The following is a 16144-nucleotide window of genomic DNA, read 5'->3' as shown; positions in this document are numbered from 1 at the left end:
GGCACAATCGCCCCCCCGCCTGCCGCCGGACACGCCCGCATGAACGACCTCTTCGACTCCGCCCCGGCCGTGCCGGAGGGCATCCGCGTCGGCATCGGCGGCTGGACCTACGCGCCGTGGCGCGGCGGCATGTTCTATCCGCAGGGGCTGGTGCAGCGCCGCGAGCTGGAATACGCCAGCCGCAACGTCACCAGTATCGAGATCAACGGCACCTACTACGGCGCGCAGAAGCCGGAGACCTATGTGCGCTGGCGCGACGAAACGCCGCCGGGCTTCCTGTTCTCGGCCAAGGCGCCCAAGCGCATCACCGCATTGAGGCGGCTCGCCGGCGCCAGTACGCAGATCGAGGATTTCGTCGGCGGCATCGCCAGCCTTGGCGACCGCCTCGGTCCGCTGCTGTGGCAGTTCGAGCACGGCCATCGCCTCGACCTGGACGACCTGGCCGCATTCTTGGACCTGCTGCCGCGCAAGGCCGACGGACGCCGGCTGCGCCACGTGCTGGAAGTGCGCGATCCGACCTGCGTCGGCCCGGAACTGCTGCACCTGACCCGCCGGCACGGCGTGGCCACGGTGTTCACCGACTCCCCCGAGTTCCCCTCCTTCGCCGACCTGGGCGCCGACTTCGTCTATGCGCGGCTGATGCGCAGCCGCGCCGATCTCGCCCATGGCTACCTGCCGAAGGAACTGCAGGCCTGGGCCGCGCACGCGCAGGCCTGGCGCCGCGGCGAGGATCCGCAGGCGCTGCCGCACGCCGACACGAGCGTGGCCAAGACCACGCCGCGCGAGGTCTTCGTCTACTTCATCAGCGCCGCCAAGGAACGCAATCCCGCAGCGGCGATGGCCCTGCTGAAGATCCTCGGGTCCGCCGCACAGGCGTGACGCGCTGTGCCGCACGCACGCGACGTGCGGCACAGCGCAAGCGCGACCGTCGACGCCACGGGCGCAAGACGGCTGAACCGGGCCTCGACCGCACGCACCCGGCGACACCTGGCGGTCGCCGCGCTGCGGTACAACAGCGCCCGTCCGGCGCCGGTGCCGGGCCGCGGCAACGCGCCGTGCCTCCACCCGCGGAGTCCATCGATGCGGATCAAGCGCACGCTCGAACGTCTTCCCGGCGGCATGATGCTGGCGCCGCTGCTGCTCGGCGCGCTCTGCCACACCCTGTGGCCGCAGGCCGGCGCCTGGTTCGGCTCGTTTACCCAGGGCCTGATCGGCGGGCTGGTGCCGATCCTGGCGGTGTGGTGCTTCTGCCTGGGCGCCTCGATCCGGCTGCGCAGCGGCGGTCGCGTGCTGCGTGCCTCCGGCGTGCTGGTGCTGACCAAGATCGCGGTGGCATGGCTGACCGCGGTGATCGCCGCGCGGCTGTTGCCGCCCGGTGGCATCGTCGCCGGCATCTGGAGCGGCATGTCGGTGTTGGCGCTGGTCGCGGCGATGGACATGACCAACGCCGGTCTGTTCGCCGCGCTCATGCAGCAGTACGGCCGCCACGGCGAAGCCGGGGCGATGGCGCTGATGTCGCTGGAATCCGGACCGCTGGTGACCATGCTGATCCTGGGCAGCGCCGGCGTCGCCAGCTTCGAACCGCGACTGCTGCTTGGCGCGGTGTTGCCGCTGCTGGCGGGTTTTGCGCTCGGCAACCTGGACCCGGCGCTGCGCGCCCTGTTCGCGCGGGCGGCGCCGGCGCTGATCCCGTTCTTCGCCTTCGCCCTGGGCAACACCCTGGACCTGCGCATGGTCGCCCACGCCGGCGTGGCCGGAGTCGCGCTGGGCCTGCTGGTGATCGTGGCGACCGGGATCCCGCTGTTGCTGGCCGACCGCTGGCTGGCCGGCGGCAACGGCAGCGCCGGCCTCGCCGCCTCCAGCACCGCGGGCGCGGCGGTGGCCACGCCGGCACTGGTGGCGGCGGTGGCGCCGCAGTTCCAGGCTACCGCGCCGGCCGCGACCGCGCTGGTGGCGACCTCGGTGGTGGTGACGGCACTGCTGGTGCCACCGCTCACCGCCGCCTATGCGCGCAAGATGGCGCGGACCGCGTCGCCGTCCGCAGCGGACGGCTGATCCGTAACCCGATCCGCGACCGTCGCGGCGCGCTTTGCGCGACAATACGCGGATGCCGATGCACCCCACCACCAAAGCCCAGCTGCAAATCCATTTCTGCGTCCTGCTGTGGGGAATCACCGCGATTCTCGGCAAGCTGATCACCCTGCCCGCGCTGCCGCTGGTGTGGTGGCGCATGCTGATGGTGGTGGCCGCGCTGGCCCTGCTGCCGCGGGTGTGGCGCGGACTGGCCGCACTGACGCCGAAACTGGCGCTGGGCTACGCCGTGGTCGGCGCCCTGGTCGGCCTGCACTGGCTGACCTTCTACGGTGCGATCAAGCTGGCCAACGCCTCGGTCGCAGCGACCTGCATCGCGCTGGCGCCGGTGTTCACCGCGGTGATCGAACCGTGGGTGGCGAAGCGGCCGTTCCGCCCCAGCGAACTGGCCTTCGGCCTGGCGGTGCTGCCGGGTGTGGCCCTGGTGGTCGGCGGGGTGCCGCACGGGATGCGCGCCGGCGTGGCGATCGGTGCGGTGTCGGCGCTGCTGGTGGCGGCCTTCGGCTCGCTCAACAAGCGCCTGGTCGACCATGCCGATCCGCTGACCGTGACCGCGCTGGAACTGGGCGCCGGCACCCTGACCCTGACCGCACTGGCGCCGTTGCTGCCCTTCGTGTTGCCAGCGCTGAGCGGGCCCTTGCTGGTGCTGCCCAGCCTGCACGACACCGCGCTACTGCTGGCCCTGGCGCTGCTGTGCACGCTGCTGCCGTTCGCCCTGGCCCTGGTCGCGCTGCGCCGGCTCAGCGCCTACGCGGTGCAACTGGTCACCAACCTGGAACCGGTCTACGCGATCGTGTTCGCGATCGTGCTGCTGGACGAGCAGCGCCAGCTCACCGGGCTGTTCTACCTCGGCGTGGCGGTGATCCTGGGCGCGGTGTTCCTGCATCCGCTGCTGACCCGCACCCGCACGGTGCAGCACCCGGAGCTGCTGGCCACGTGCGAGGCGAAGAACGTGGTGGAGTGAGCGCTGGGGCGTTCACTCCGGGATTGGAGATTGGGGAGTCGAGATTGGCCCGGTCCTGCGCATGTGCGGCATGGCCGCAGGCCCAATGCGATGGGCGGCCTGCTCGGCACTCCTAGCCCCCCTCCCCTCGGGAGAGGGGTTGGGGTGAGGGTAAGGCGCGAAAGGGTCTCTGGCGGAATGTGAGTACGCGGGGCTGCGCGCCCACGCTCGTCCGGCCTGCGGGGCACCTCCCCCGAAAAAGGGGCCGCGGTCCCGTCGAGAGAAGGAAGAACTCAGGTGTCGCTCCGGGATGAGCTGACGCGCCTACGCCGCCAGCGACACGCAATCGCGGCCGGCGCGCTTGGCCTCGTACAGGGCCTGGTCGGCACGCTTGAGCAGGTCCTCGGCGCTCTCGCGGCCCTGCAGCGCGGCCACGCCGATGCTGGCGGTGAGCGGCACGCCGAGCTGCAGCAGGCTGGTGTCCTGACGCAAGCGTTCGCAGGCGTGCACCGCCCGCGCCGCATCCAGGCCCGGCAGCAGCAGCGCGAACTCCTCGCCGCCGTAGCGCGCCACCACGCTGTCCGGCGGCATCCGCGTGCGCAGCATCTCGGCCAGCGCCAACAACACCTCGTCGCCCTTGTCGTGGCCGTGCAGGTCGTTGACGCTCTTGAAATAATCCAGGTCCAGGATCGCCACACTGAGCGGCGCGGCGCTCAGTTGCGCCGCCTCGGCATGGATCATCAGCGACGTGGCGAAGGCACGGCGATTGAGCAAGCCGGTCAGCGGATCGGTGCGCGCCTGCTCCAGCAGTTCGGCGTTGAGCGATTCCAACGCGTCCTGGTACTGCAGCAACTGCTGCTCGTACCACGCGCGTTCGCGCAGTTGCAGCGCCAGCGCGTGACTGCTGCGGCGCAGCTCGATCAACTGCATTACCTGCCGCGACAGCGCCTGCAACGCTTCCAACTGCGCCGGCTCCAGGGTGCGCGGACGGTTGTCGAGCACGCAGACCGTGCCGACCGCCAGCCCGTCGCGGGTCAGCAACGGCGCGCCGGCGTAGAACCGCACTCCACCCTCGGTGACCAGCGGATTCTGCTGGAAGCGCGCATCGGCAGTGGCATCGGCGACCACCATGACCTGCTCCGGGGTCAGGATGGTGTGGCCGCAGAACGACTCGTCGCGCGCGTCGCTCAACAGGCACACGTTGCGCTGCGCCTTCAGCCATTGGCGCTCGTCGTCCACCAGCGAGATCAGCGCCGAGGGCGCGTCGCACAGCTTGGCGGCGATGTCGACCAGATCGTCGTAGGACGTTTCCGGTTCGGTATCGAGGATCTGCAATGCGTGCAGCGCCTGCAGGCGCGCGGCTTCGTTGTCGGGCTTGCGGGGCTTGATCACGGGATACCCGGCGGCGGCGATGGTTCGCGTTGCGCAGTATGGCCAAATCCGCGGCGGACGCCAGTCCTGGCGGACGCGCCGCCGGTGCAGGCTGGCCGCGTGGCGGCGGCCATCCATCGACACTGCGACGTGGTTACCATTCCTGGCGCTGCGGCAGCAGGCCGCGCAGTTCCTGCTCGGTGAGATTGCGCCACTGGCCCGGCTTCAGCGCGCCGAGCTTGATGTTGTCGATGCGCACCCGGCGCAACTGGGTGACGCGGTAGTCGAACGCGGCCGCCATCAACCGGATCTGCCGGTTGAGCCCCTGCTCCAGCACGATGCGGAAGCCAAACTTGGCGATCCGCGCGGTGCGACACGGCAGCGTCATCTGGTCGTGCACGCGCACGCCACGCGCCATGCCGCGCAGGAATTCGTCGGTGACCGGCTTGTTCACCGCCACCAGGTATTCCTTCTGATGGCGGTTCTCGGCACGCAGGATTTCGTTGACGATGTCGCCGTTGCTGGTCATCAGGATCAGCCCCTCGGACTCCTTGTCCAGGCGCCCGATCGGGAAGATGCGCTGCTCGTGGCCGACGAAGTCGACGATGTTGCCCTTGACCGCGCTCTCGGTGGTGCAGGTCACCCCGACCGGCTTGTTCAGCGCGATGTAGACGTGGCGGCGCCCGCTCTTGGCTTTGGCGCGCGCGCGCAACGGCTGCCCGTCGACCTTGACCTCGTCGCCCTCGCCCACCACCGACCCGACCCCGCCCGGCATGCCGTTGACGGTGACCCGGCGCGCAGCGATCAGCCGATCGGCCTCGCGGCGCGAGCAAAAACCGGTCTCGGCGATGTGCTTGTTGAGGCGGACTGGCATGGGGCGGGGATTCGGGATTGGGGATTGGCAAAAGCGGGATGCCGCGTGTGCGGCAAGGATACGAAAAGCCGAGCGGGAACAGCGGCCAGCTGACGTCGCTTCGCCAGGCATGTCATAGGAGGGTCGGGGCGCAACACACCCATCACCATGGCATCGCAGGGAGAGGTCGGAACTAGGAACGCTGCCACCAATCCCCAATCCCGACTCCCCAATCCCCGCCTCTCAGCGCTTCGGTGGACCCTTGCGCGGCGGGCGGTCGGCGGCGAAGCGGCCGGCCGGGCGCGGGCCTGCGGCGTTGGGCTTGCCGCCGGGCTTGCCGGTGCGGGCGAACTTCGGCTTGAACGGCGCGCCACCGGCATCGTCGCCCTCGAGCTTGCGCATCTGCAGTTGCTGGCCGGACACCCAGACCTTCTTCAGGTGCGTCAGCAGTTCGCGCGGCATGTCCGCCGGCAGATCCAGGACCGAGTGGTCGTCATGGATGTCGATGCGGCCGATGTACTTGCTTTCCAGTCCGGCTTCGTTGGCGATCGCGCCGACGATGTTGGCCGGCTTGACCCCATGCTGGTGGCCGACCTCGATGCGGTAGGTCTCCATGCCCACTTCCGGCGCGCCGCGCGGCGCTTTCGGCGCCTTGTCGCGGCGCGGTGCCTCGAAGCTGCCGACGTCGCGGTGGTAATCGAAATCCTCGCCGCGCGCGGCCGGGGCCGGACGCGCCGCACGCTCGCCGTCGTCGCGACGCGGCGCACGCGGCTCGCGCTCGAACTTCGGCTCGAAGCGGGGGCGCTCCGGGCGCTCACCACGTTCGGGCCGCTCGCGGCGCTCGAAGCGTTCGCTCTGCGGCGGACGCGGACGGTCCGGAGCCAGCAACAGCGGCGTGTCGCCCTGCAGCAGGCGCGCCAGCGCCGCGGCCACTTCCACCATCGGCACGTTTTTCTCGGCCTCGAACTTCTGCAGCAGATCGCGGTACATGTCGATGCCGCCGCTGGCGATGGTCTCGCTGATCTTCTCCATGAAGCGGGTCACGCGCTGGTCGTTGACCGCGTCGACGCTGGGCAGCTGCATCTCCTCGATCGGCTGCCGGGTGGCACGCTCGATCGCACGCAGCATGCCGCGCTCGCGCGGACTGACGAACAGGATCGCCTCGCCGCTGCGCCCGGCACGGCCGGTGCGGCCGATGCGGTGCACGTAGCTTTCGGTGTCGTAGGGGATGTCGTAGTTCAGCACGTGGCTGATCCGCTCCACGTCCAGGCCGCGCGCGGCCACGTCGGTGGCGACCAGGACGTCGAGCTTGCCGTCCTTGAGCTGCTGGATCACCCGCTCGCGCTGCGCCTGCTGGATGTCGCCGTTGATCGCCGCGGCGGCCAGGCCGCGCGCCTGCAGCTTCTGCGCCAGCTCGTCGGTACCGGCCTTGGTGCGCGCGAAGATGATCATCGCGTCGAACGGCTCGACCTCCAGGATCCGGGTCAGCGCGTCGAGCTTGTGCAGCCCGCTCACCGCCCAGTAGCGCTGGCGGATGTTGGCCGAGGTGGTGGTCTTGGAGGCGATGATCACCTCGGCCGGATCGTTCAGATAGGTCTGGGCGATGCGCTTGATCGCCGGCGGCATGGTCGCCGAGAACAGCGCCACCTGGCGCGAGTCGGGCAGCTTCTTCAGCACCGCTTCGACGTCGTCGATGAAGCCCATGCGCAGCATCTCGTCGGCTTCGTCCAGGACCAGCGTCTTCAGTTCGGACAGGTCCAGGGTGCCGCGGTCGAGGTGATCGATGACGCGCCCGGGGGTGCCCACCACCACGTGCACGCCGCGCTTGAGCGCCGACAGCTGCTGCACGTAGGGCTGGCCGCCGTACACCGGCAGCACCTGGAAGCCGGGGATCGCGGCGGCGTAGCGGTGGAACGCCTCGGCCACCTGGATCGCCAGTTCGCGCGTGGGCGCCAGCACAAGCGCCTGCGGCTTGCGCTGGGCGAAATCCAGCCGCGACAGGATCGGCAGCGCGAAGGCGGCGGTCTTGCCGGTGCCGGTCTGCGCCTGGCCGAGCAGGTCGCGGCCGGTCAGCAGCGCCGGGATGGTGGCGGCCTGGATCGGCGACGGCGACTCGTAGCCGACGTCGGCGACCGCCTTCATCACAGCAGGGGAGAGGCCGAGATCTGCGAACAGCAGCGGCGCGGGGGTATCTTGGGACATGGGAGACTCCGGGGGCGCCGCAGAGAACCGGCAGGCGCAAAGAAGCCCCTATTGTGCGCCCTGCCGGGCCGCATGTCGAAACCAGGTGAACGGCACCGTTCAGGCGTGACCCTCTCCGCACTGCCGGCCGCCAGCCATGGCGGCCGCCTCCAGCAGGCGCGGCGCCGCAGGCTGCGGCAACAGCGACAGCCGCAACCGCCGACATGGTGGGCGTTTTGCCCGCGAATGACCGACAATGGGCGCCGATTTCCGAGCCAGACCCCAATGCAGACCATCGATCTCCAGTTAGAAAGCGACTACGTGGAACTCAAGCACCTGTTGAAACTGACCGGCTTGTGCGACAGCGGCGGTGCAGCCAAGGCCGTGATCAGCGAAGGCCAGGTGCGCGTGGACGGGGAGGTCGAACTGCGCAAGGCCTGCAAGGTGCGGGCGGGCCAGGTGGTGCAACTGGGCGACGTACAGGTGCAGGTGCTCGGCAAGGTATGACCGCCATCGGCGCGCCCGGCCTGCCCCTCGCCGGCCGGCGCTGCCGGATACCACGGGTCGCCGGGCGATGCTGATCACGCTCGGCATCCGCAACATCGCGCCGTCCGCGGAGGATCCGCACCACGACGTGTACATCGCGCAGCTCGACCCGGACGCAACGCAGCCGTTCCACCTGGGCCAGTCCATCCGCGGCGGCCACGCGGAGCGCGGCGGTTCCATCTCCCTGGCGCTGGACGAACTGGAGGCCTGGACTGGCGACTGGCGCCAGCACCTGCGCCACGCCGGCTGCGCCTGGGCCATCGCCCCGATCGAAGCGGCGCAGCGCAGCGGCGACCTGCAGAGCGCCCTCGACGCGCTGGTCGCCATTGCGGAACAGCGGCGCGGCGACGCTGGTTAGACTCCGCTGCACCGGGCGCCTCCCTCCATCTGATGCCATGCGCTCCCACAGGGGCTTGGACGAGCCCGCCGGGTGCACTGTGGGAGGGACTTCAGTCCCGACGCGTTGCGCCATCGGACGGCACAGCATCTCGCGCGTCGCGGCTGCATGACAGTTGACTCCTACGACAGGCAGAGGCGGCTCGCATTTTCCCCGAGAAGGCCAGGCCGAGATCAGGATCGCCACAACCGCACCACGCCCCTCAGCGCGCCACGGCCGCCACGCGCTGGGTCAGATGTGCAGCGATCGCACGCTTGAACGGCACGACCCGGTCGGCCAAGCGCAGCGCGGCACTGCGCAGGGCACGCGCCGGCAGGCGGTCGTCGGTGTACAGCGCGGCGATCGCGTTGGTCGCCTCGTACAGCGGACGCGTGGCCAGGCGATGCCCGCGTTGGTAGCCGGCCAGCAAGGCCGGCGCGGCGATATCGCCGCCGCGTGCCACCGCGTCGTGCAGCGCGCGCGCCAGCCGCGCCTGGCTCTGCAGGCCGAAGTTGAACCCATGCGCGGTCACCGGATGCATGCCCACCGCGGCGTCGCCGATCAAGGCATAGCGCTCGGCCACGAAGCGCTGCGCGTACACCGCCACCAGCGGATAGGCCTGCGGCCGCACCAGCGGGGTCATGGCGCCCAGGCGATGCTCGAAGCAGGTACTGATCTCCGCCCCCAGCTCTGCCGCGTCCATCTGCAGCAATGCCTGCGCGCGCTCCGGCGGCAGGGTCAGCACCGCCGAGGCCTCGTTGCCGTGCAGCGGCAACAGCGCCATGGTGCGGCCGTAGCCGAACCACTCCCAGGCGGTCTGATGGTGCGGACGTTCGTGGCGCACCCGACACACCAGCATGGTGCGGCCGAAATCGCGCAGCTGCGCGCCGATCCCGCTCATGCGCCGGGTGCTGGAGAAGCGGCTGTCGGCCGCCACCACCAGGCGCGCGGCCACGCTGCGCCCGTCGGAAAGCTGTACCTGCGCCTGGCGCGCGTCGCGGCGCAGTGCCTGCACCGAGACCCCATCGAGCAGGGTCAGGCCGGGCTGGTCTTGCACTGCGCCGAACGCGGCGCGGCGGATCAGGTGATTGGGCACCAGCCAGCCGAGATCGCCATGGCCGCCCTCGCCCGCGGCGAAGGTCAGCGCGAACGGCGAGGAGCCGTTCATCACCCGCGCATCGCGCAGCGGCGCAATCGCCTGCGGGTCGATCCGCGCCCACAGGCCCAACTGTTCCAGCAATGCCCGCGAGGCATGGGTCAGGGCGATTTCGCGGCCATCGAAGGCGGCCTCGGCCAGCGCCACGCGCGGCTGCGGCTCGATCACCGCCAGCGACAGGCCGCTTCCGGCCAGCGCGCGGGCGAAGCACAGGCCGGCAGGGCCGGCCCCGACGATGGCGATATCCACTTGCATGCGACGACTCCGTGATCGGACCCGGCCAGCATACGACCGCCGCGCGCCGCGTCCTTGATCTGGATCAGCGCTGCGACGATCGGTCGCAGCCCGCGGCGCTCAGAACAGCGCCCACACCAGTTGCAGGATCGCCCACAGCGACACCACCCACACCAGGCTGCGCACGTACGGCACGCCCGCCGCGTACAGCGGCACGTAGGCCACCCGCGCCCACAGGTAGATCTGCGCCGACAGCGCGGTGTGCGCATCGCCCTTGCCCAGCGCCGCCACCGCCACCGCTGCGGCGGCGAAGAACGGGAAGGTCTCCAGGAAGTTGCGCAGCGCGCGGTCCAGGCGCCCGGCCACGCCGGCCGGCGGCGGTTGCGGCGCATCGCGCGCGCTGGCGTTCCATTTCACCCCGCGCTGCGCGGTGACGAAGGCGGAGGCGAGCAGCAGTTGCGCGATCCCGAGCAGGATCGCCCAGGCCAGCATGCGGATTTCGATGGGCATCGGAGCCTCTAAGGGAAAGGGAAGACGGCGCGCAGCATGCCGCTCAGTCGGGCAGGCCGACGTGATAGCCGACCAGGCGCCAGGTCTTGTCCTCGTCCAGCCGCAACGACACCAGTTCGCGCACCGGCTGCGGCGCATTGGCGAAGCGGCTGGGGAAGCTGATGTTGACGTAGGTGCCCGGCGGCACCTGCGAGCCGGCGGCGTACTGCACCCGCGCCACGCTGGCGACGCCGCGACCGAGCAGCGCACCCAGCCGTGCGCGCGCGGCGTCGATTTCGCGCACGAACACGGCGCGGGTCACCGCCTTCTTCGCCACCACCGAGGCGCCATCCCACAGCTCGCCGGTGCGTCCGGCATCGACCAGTTGCGCGGCGCGCAGGCCGGCCTGGGCCATCTGCGCGTCCTGCTTGGCCAGCGGTCCGGGTGCGGGCGCGGTGGCGCCGGCATGGCGCGGCGCCGGTTTTGGTGCAGCCGTGGGCGCGGCAGAGGACGTGGGCGATGCCGCTGGCGGAGCAGCAGGCGGCGCAGGTGCAGCCGACGGCGTCGGCGCCGCGGTTTGCGCAGCGGCGGCACCGGCAACGAGAGTCAGCAGGACAAGAGCCAGACGAAACGGGACGGAGATGGACAAGGACATCGCTGGGCAGCGGCGGTGGCGAGGGCCGCAGTCTACGCCGCCCTTGCGCGCCAGCGCAGCGGCGCCTACGTCGTCTCCTCCCCAGGCGCCGCGACGGCGGCGGCTGGCGCGGCGTAACGCTGGCGGTGCCAGGCACGCCAACTCGCCCACAGCGCCCAAGCGGTCGCCGCGAGCAGGCCAAACAGGCTCAGCAGCGAGCCGGTCCGCGCCAACCATGGCGCATGCAGGCCGTTGGCGAGTTGCAGCAGCACTTCGGCGATCACGAAGCCGCCCAACGCCAGCAACGCCGGGGGCAGATACAGCCGCAACATCAAGCGGGTTCCGGCGGCCATGCGCGTGCTCCGGGATGGGATGCAGCGACGCTAGCCCCGCGTCCATGCCCGCCACGTGAATGGGCGGCATGCGCCGCGGCGGCCGTTCAGGCGCCGGGCGAAGCCAGCGGCAGCGTCGCCACGTCGATCTCCGACAGCGGGCTTTCCATTGGGCAGGCCTGGTCCGGGAATCCGAAGCGCTGCTTCAGCGCCTGGCCGCAGGCAGTCAGGGTTTCCAGATCCACGTCCTTGCGGGTCTTGCACTCCTGGTCGAAGGCGACCAGGAACGCATCCTTGCGCCGCACGAAATCGTCGCCGCACTTGCGCAACTGCTTGATTCGCTCCAGATCGTCCTGCACGGCGTTGGTGCCGTCGAGCCCGTACTGCTTGAGTTCGTCGCTGGTGAGCAGGCGCAGGCTGCGGTTGGGCACGGTCATCATCAGGTCGGCTACCGCCACCGCCACACCGTTGCGCTCCAGGTAGTCCTTGACGTTGCCGTAGACCTCCTGCAGTTCGCGGTTGAGCTCTGCGCGCGAGGTCGCGGTGGAACTGATCCGCATCATCCGGTGGATGCCGACCTTGCCGGAGATCAGCCGGTTGTCGCCGGCGGCCAGCACGAACACGCAGGCGCTGTGGCAGACCGAGCCCTCGCGCACCCACACGGTCCAGCCGGATTCGCCGATCGCATCGCCGGCACGGATCGCCGCTTCGACCTGGCCGCCGCTGGAATCCAGGTCGAGCACGCGCTTGCCGATGCCGGTCTGCCTGGCCACGTCGGCCAGCCGCCGTACCATCTCGGCGAAGCCGGCGTTGATCTTGCCGACATAGCGCACCCGCATCAGCCCGCGCTCGCGGCACGGCGCCAGCGCCGCTTCCACCGCTGGCCGATCCAGCCCGGCCAGCGGCTGGCCGTCGCCGGCTTCGGCGGCATAGTCGGTGTCGCAGCTGATGAAGGCCTCGCCGTTCTCCAGGGTGGCCTCGTCCCAGGCTTGCGGATCGCGCTTGGGCGCGACCGCATGCGGCGGCGGTGCCGACGGCGCACCGATCGAGACCATGTGCTCGCCATCGGCGGACGGGCTGTCGGCGACGGTCCGCGGCGCCGACGCCGGCTGCTGCCCGCAGGCCAACAGGCCCAGGCAACACAGCGACAACCAGCAGAGTCTGAACGGAGCGGCCAAACGGAGGATCCATGGACGATACGAAAAAGACAGGCGCCAGGCACCTGTGGACCTAGTCTAGTGCCGCCGCGCGGAGCCTCCCCAACTGCGCCTAAACCGCGGACGCCGCGGCCACGCGGCAGCGACGGCATTGCTGTCCGAAAACGGCCAGTGCGCCGCGCCGCGGCCGACTAGACTGGCGCCATGCCTGCCCTCGCCGCCACCGACCACGCCCTCTACGACCGCGCCCGCCAATCCCGCGACGCGCGCTTCGACGGCGTGTTCTTCACCGCCGTGCGCAGCACCGGCATCTATTGCCGGCCAGTGTGCCCGGCGCCGCCGCCCAAGCGCAGCAACGTGCGCTACTACCCCAGCGCGGCCGCGGCCGCGGCGGCCGGCTACCGGCCGTGCCTGCGCTGCCGCCCAGAACTGTCGCCGGAGGCGCAGCAGCACCTGGGCGAAGAGGTCGTGCGCCGCGCACTGGCGCTGATCGCCGAAGGCGCGCTGCAGGACGCCAGCGTCGCCGCGCTGGCCGCCGAACTGGGGATCAGCGCGCGCCAGTTGCAGCGCCTGTTCGTGGCCCAGCTCGGCGCCACCCCGGCAGCGGTGCACGCCACCCGGCGCCTGTTGCTGGCCAAGCAGTTGCTCACCGAGACCGCGCTGCCGATCACCCAGGTGGCACTGGCGGCCGGCTTCAACAGCCTGCGCCGCTTCAACGCCGCCTTCCTGGACGGCTGCGGCATGGCGCCGTCGGCGATCCGCAAGCAGCGCGCCGAGAGCCCCGGCGGCGACCTGGTGCTGCGCCTGGGCTACCGGCCGCCGCTGGACTTCCCGGCGATGCTGGCGTTCCTGCGCAAGCGCGCGATCCCCGGCATCGAGCGCATCGGTGAGGACAGCTACGAGCGCGTGCTCGGCCCGTGCGAGGCCTCCACCCGCATCCGTGTCGAGGCCGATCCGCAGCGCCACGAGCTGCGCCTGCACATCGCCGCGGCCGATCCGCGCGCCATTCCCGACATCGTGCGCCGGGTGCGCCGCGTCTTCGACCTGGATGCCGACCTGCGCGCGGTGCATGCCACGCTCGACGACGATCCGCTGCTGGCGCGCGCCATCGCCCGGCGCCCCGGGCTGCGCGTGCCGGGCGGCTGGGACGGCTTCGAAGTGGCGGTACGCGCGGTGCTCGGCCAGCAGGTCAGCGTCGCCGGCGCGGCGACCCTGGCCGCGCGCCTGGTCGACCGGCACGGCGCCGCGCGGCCCGGCGGGTCATCGGGGCTGGATCGCGCGTTCCCGACACCGCAGGCGCTGCGCGACGCGCCGCTGGAAGCCATCGGCCTGCCGCGTTCGCGAGCCGCAACGATCCGTGCGCTGGCGCAGGCGGTGCTGGACGGCCGCCTGTCCTTCCGTGCCGGCCAGCGCCTGGACGATTTCGTCGCCCACGCCATCACCTTGCCCGGCATCGGCGCCTGGACCGCGCAGTACATCGCGCTGCGCGCGCTCGGCCAGCCCGACGCCTTCCCCGCCGGCGACCTGGTGCTGCAGCGCATGCTCGGTGCGGACAGTGCGCGCCTGAGCGAACGCGCCACCGAGGCACGCGCACAGGCCTGGCGGCCCTGGCGCGCCTACGCGGTGCTGCACCTGTGGCACCTGGCCAACGATCCTCCCGAGGAGACCTTCGCATGACCGCGTCCCCGCTGTACTACGACCGCTTCGACACGCCGATCGGCGCCCTGACCGTCGCCGTCGGCAACGATGGCGTGCGCCACATCCTGTTCCCGGAGAACCGCTACGATGCGCGCGGCCGCGCCGACTGGATCCACGACCCAGCGCCGGTGCGCGAGGCCCGCGAGCAATTGCTGGCCTACTTCGCCGGCGAGCGCGAACGCTTCGACCTGCCGCTGGCCCCGCACGGCACCGATTTCCAGCGCCGCGTGTGGCTGGCGCTGGCCGAGATTCCGTTCGGCGCGACCTGGAGCTACGCGCAGCTGGCGCAGCATGTGGGCCAGCCGCGTGCGGTGCGTGCGGTCGGCGCCGCCAACGGCCGCAACCCGCTGCCGATCGTGCTGCCCTGCCATCGGGTGATCGGCGCCAACGGCGCGCTCACTGGCTTCGGTGGCGGCCTGCCGACCAAGGCCGCGCTGCTGGCGCTGGAGCGGCGCGAGGGAGGCGGCGCAACCGCCGGCACGATGGCCTCGCTGTTCGGCTGATCGCCACGCCCTGCAGCGAATGCGACGGCGTTGCGCGCCGCCCCAGTGCCGATGGACGCGCGGCGGCCCTGTCTTCGCCACGTCACCGTGCGCGCCTTATGATGCCGCGATGATGTCCTCCGTCCTGCGCTCCACGCTCGTCTGCGCTACCCTGCTGCTCGGTGCCTGCGCCTCCGCCCCCTCCACGCCGTCGCACGCGACCGCCGCGGCCGCCGCGCCCAGCGCCGCCGCACCGGCCCCCCTGCCCACGCCGGTGCTGCTGATCTCGATCGATGGCCTGCGCGCGGACATGCTCGATCGCGGCATCACCCCGAACCTCAGTCGCATGGTCCACGACGGCGTGCGCGCGCAGTGGATGACGCCTTCGTATCCGTCACTGACCTTCCCCAACCACTACACCATCGCCACCGGCCTGCGCCCGGACCATCACGGCATCGTCCACAACAGCATGCAGGACCCGCTGCTGGGCGCGTTCCAGATCAGCGATCGCGCCGCCGTCGGCGATGGCCGCTGGTGGGGTGGCGAGCCGATCTGGGTCGGCGTCGAGAAGGCCGGCCTGCATGCCGCGACCTGGGCCTGGCCCGGCAGCGAGGCCGCCATCCAGGGCGTGCGCCCCAGCCGCCGGCAGACCTTCGACGCGGACATGCCGCCGAACGCACGGGTCGATCAGGTGCTGGGCTGGCTCGACGATACCAGCGCGCCGCGCCCGCAACTGCTGACGCTGTACTTCGAACAAGTGGACGAAGCCGGCCACGACCACGGCCCGGAGTCGAAGGAATACGCGCAGGCCATCGCCAGGATCGATGCCGCGATCGGGCATCTGCTCGACGGCCTGGCGCAGCGTGGCGAACTGGACCGCGTCAACCTGGTGCTGGTCTCCGACCACGGCATGGCCGCGGTGCCGCCCAAGCAGGTGCTGGCGGTCGAGGAGATGGTGCCGCCGCAACAGGTCACGGTGATCAGCTACGGGCAATCGGTGGGCATCGCCCCGCGCCCGGGCCAGGAGGCGGCGGTCGAAGCGCGGCTGCTCGGCGCGCACCCGCAGTACGACTGCTGGCGCAAAGGCGAGCTGCCGGCGCGTTGGCACTACGGCAGCAACCCGCGCATTCCGCCGATCGTGTGCCAGATGCACGAGGGCTGGGATGCGCTGCCGCGCGCGCGCATCGCCGAGAAACCGCGCGGCCTGCGCGGCTCGCATGGCTACGACCCGGCGCTGCCGTCGATGCGCGCGGTGTTCGTCGCCCGCGGCCCGGCGTTCCGCCGCGGCGTCACCCTGGCGCCGATCGACAACGTCGACGTCTACCCGTTGCTGACCCGCCTGCTCGGCATCCCCGCCGCGCCCAACGACGGCGATCCGCAGGCGCTGTTGCCGGCGCTGCGCTAGGGCGGGTCACCAATCCCCGAGCATGCCGCGCCGCGATTGCGCGTGCCTGTGGCAAGGAAGAGCAAGGAAGTGGACGTCCGTGCACGCCCGAGCGATGACGCGGCCGCGGGCGCGCACAATCGCGGCCCTTCGGGTTGGGCCTGGCAGGCGCGCGGCCGGCGCCGCGCGCCTGCCAGACCCAACGCGGCATACTCCG

Annotated in this window: 16 protein-coding genes; 8 read left to right on the top strand and 8 right to left on the bottom strand. The window is 71.3% G+C overall.

The features are described 5' to 3' along the window. The first annotated feature begins 39 nt into the window (after positions 1-39). The 3 genes from GGR71_RS07650 (at position 40) to GGR71_RS07640 (ending at position 3055) form a co-directional block, all read left to right on the top strand. Positions 40-879 (top strand): DUF72 domain-containing protein, encoded by an 840-nt coding sequence (locus tag GGR71_RS07650; protein ID WP_160961465.1) that lies wholly within the window; start codon positions 40-42, stop codon positions 877-879. Positions 880-1080: 201 nt separating this feature from the next. Next, positions 1081-2055 (top strand): 2-keto-3-deoxygluconate permease, encoded by a 975-nt coding sequence (locus tag GGR71_RS07645; protein WP_184451779.1) that lies wholly within the window; start codon positions 1081-1083, stop codon positions 2053-2055. Between the two features lie 52 nt (positions 2056-2107). Next, positions 2108-3055, top strand: coding sequence for a DMT family transporter (locus tag GGR71_RS07640; RefSeq protein WP_160961470.1), 948 nt, complete (start codon positions 2108-2110; stop codon positions 3053-3055). Between the two features lie 303 nt (positions 3056-3358). Here the strand turns inward: GGR71_RS07640 and GGR71_RS07635 are convergent, their stop codons facing one another. The 3 genes from GGR71_RS07635 to GGR71_RS07625 all read right to left on the bottom strand — a co-directional run bounded on the left by GGR71_RS07635 (position 3359) and on the right by GGR71_RS07625 (position 7460). Beyond that, positions 3359-4426 (bottom strand): diguanylate cyclase, encoded by a 1068-nt coding sequence (locus GGR71_RS07635; protein ID WP_160961472.1) that lies wholly within the window; start codon positions 4424-4426, stop codon positions 3359-3361. 133 nt (positions 4427-4559) lie between these two features. Then, a complete protein-coding gene (locus GGR71_RS07630) occupies positions 4560-5279 on the bottom strand; it encodes a pseudouridine synthase (protein ID WP_160961474.1) in 720 nt (239 codons plus the stop codon). 222 nt (positions 5280-5501) lie between these two features. Next, a complete protein-coding gene (locus GGR71_RS07625; RefSeq protein WP_160961476.1) occupies positions 5502-7460 on the bottom strand; it encodes a DEAD/DEAH box helicase in 1959 nt (652 codons plus the stop codon). A 264-nt stretch (positions 7461-7724) separates the two neighbouring features. Between GGR71_RS07625 and GGR71_RS07620 the strand changes: the two genes are divergently transcribed. Then, the gene (locus tag GGR71_RS07620) at positions 7725-7946 is read left to right on the top strand and encodes an RNA-binding S4 domain-containing protein (protein WP_160961478.1); all 222 of its coding nucleotides are present in this window, start codon (positions 7725-7727) and stop codon (positions 7944-7946) included. Positions 7947-8013: 67 nt separating this feature from the next. Beyond that, the gene (locus GGR71_RS07615; protein WP_160961481.1) at positions 8014-8343 is read left to right on the top strand and encodes a hypothetical protein; all 330 of its coding nucleotides are present in this window, start codon (positions 8014-8016) and stop codon (positions 8341-8343) included. Positions 8344-8584: 241 nt separating this feature from the next. Here GGR71_RS07615 and ubiM read toward each other — a convergent pair whose 3' ends face one another. From ubiM to GGR71_RS07590, 5 genes are all read right to left on the bottom strand, one after another. Beyond that, positions 8585-9772: a 5-demethoxyubiquinol-8 5-hydroxylase UbiM gene (ubiM, locus tag GGR71_RS07610; protein ID WP_160961484.1), complete on the bottom strand. Its 1188-nt coding sequence runs from the start codon at positions 9770-9772 to the stop codon at positions 8585-8587. A 99-nt stretch (positions 9773-9871) separates the two neighbouring features. After that, positions 9872-10261, bottom strand: a complete 390-nt coding sequence (locus tag GGR71_RS07605) for an MAPEG family protein (protein WP_160961486.1) — start codon at positions 10259-10261, stop codon at positions 9872-9874. Positions 10262-10304: 43 nt separating this feature from the next. Next, positions 10305-10895, bottom strand: coding sequence for a DUF4019 domain-containing protein (locus tag GGR71_RS07600; RefSeq protein ID WP_160961488.1), 591 nt, complete (start codon positions 10893-10895; stop codon positions 10305-10307). A 65-nt stretch (positions 10896-10960) separates the two neighbouring features. Beyond that, complete coding sequence (locus tag GGR71_RS07595) at positions 10961-11227, bottom strand: hypothetical protein (protein WP_160961491.1); 267 nt, start codon at positions 11225-11227, stop codon at positions 10961-10963. A gap of 86 nt (positions 11228-11313) precedes the next feature. Continuing rightward, positions 11314-12357 carry a hypothetical protein gene (locus tag GGR71_RS07590; RefSeq protein ID WP_160961622.1) on the bottom strand — a complete coding sequence of 348 codons (1044 nt, stop codon included), beginning with the start codon at positions 12355-12357 and terminating at the stop codon, positions 11314-11316. Positions 12358-12567: 210 nt separating this feature from the next. Between GGR71_RS07590 and GGR71_RS07585 the strand changes: the two genes are divergently transcribed. From GGR71_RS07585 to GGR71_RS07575, 3 genes are all read left to right on the top strand, one after another. Continuing rightward, a complete protein-coding gene (locus GGR71_RS07585) occupies positions 12568-14040 on the top strand; it encodes a DNA-3-methyladenine glycosylase 2 (protein ID WP_184451777.1) in 1473 nt (490 codons plus the stop codon). Continuing rightward, positions 14037-14564 (top strand): methylated-DNA--[protein]-cysteine S-methyltransferase, encoded by a 528-nt coding sequence (locus GGR71_RS07580; protein ID WP_160961496.1) that lies wholly within the window; start codon positions 14037-14039, stop codon positions 14562-14564. The genes GGR71_RS07585 and GGR71_RS07580 overlap by 4 nt, the downstream gene beginning before the upstream one ends. Positions 14565-14673: 109 nt before the next feature. Beyond that, complete coding sequence (locus GGR71_RS07575; protein ID WP_160961498.1) at positions 14674-15948, top strand: alkaline phosphatase family protein; 1275 nt, start codon at positions 14674-14676, stop codon at positions 15946-15948. Positions 15949-16144: the final 196 nt, after the last annotated feature.

Source organism: Xanthomonas sp. F1 (assembly GCF_014199855.1).
This window is presented reverse-complemented; position numbering and strand designations above follow the sequence as displayed.

Bases quoted from the DNA above. Each gene is read 5' to 3' on its own strand.
- GGR71_RS07650 (WP_160961465.1), top strand. From the start codon at position 40: ATGAACGACCTCTTCGACTCCGCCCCGGCCGTGCCGGAGGGCATCCGC.
- GGR71_RS07645 (WP_184451779.1), top strand. From the start codon at position 1,081: ATGCGGATCAAGCGCACGCTCGAACGTCTTCCCGGCGGCATGATGCTG.
- GGR71_RS07640 (WP_160961470.1), top strand. From the start codon at position 2,108: ATGCCGATGCACCCCACCACCAAAGCCCAGCTGCAAATCCATTTCTGC.
- GGR71_RS07630 (WP_160961474.1), bottom strand. From the start codon at position 5,279: ATGCCAGTCCGCCTCAACAAGCACATCGCCGAGACCGGTTTTTGCTCG.
- GGR71_RS07625 (WP_160961476.1), bottom strand. From the start codon at position 7,460: ATGTCCCAAGATACCCCCGCGCCGCTGCTGTTCGCAGATCTCGGCCTC.
- GGR71_RS07620 (WP_160961478.1), top strand. From the start codon at position 7,725: ATGCAGACCATCGATCTCCAGTTAGAAAGCGACTACGTGGAACTCAAG.
- GGR71_RS07615 (WP_160961481.1), top strand. From the start codon at position 8,014: ATGCTGATCACGCTCGGCATCCGCAACATCGCGCCGTCCGCGGAGGAT.
- ubiM (WP_160961484.1), bottom strand. From the start codon at position 9,772: ATGCAAGTGGATATCGCCATCGTCGGGGCCGGCCCTGCCGGCCTGTGC.
- GGR71_RS07605 (WP_160961486.1), bottom strand. From the start codon at position 10,261: ATGCCCATCGAAATCCGCATGCTGGCCTGGGCGATCCTGCTCGGGATC.
- GGR71_RS07600 (WP_160961488.1), bottom strand. From the start codon at position 10,895: ATGTCCTTGTCCATCTCCGTCCCGTTTCGTCTGGCTCTTGTCCTGCTG.
- GGR71_RS07595 (WP_160961491.1), bottom strand. From the start codon at position 11,227: ATGGCCGCCGGAACCCGCTTGATGTTGCGGCTGTATCTGCCCCCGGCG.
- GGR71_RS07585 (WP_184451777.1), top strand. From the start codon at position 12,568: ATGCCTGCCCTCGCCGCCACCGACCACGCCCTCTACGACCGCGCCCGC.
- GGR71_RS07580 (WP_160961496.1), top strand. From the start codon at position 14,037: ATGACCGCGTCCCCGCTGTACTACGACCGCTTCGACACGCCGATCGGC.
- GGR71_RS07575 (WP_160961498.1), top strand. From the start codon at position 14,674: ATGATGTCCTCCGTCCTGCGCTCCACGCTCGTCTGCGCTACCCTGCTG.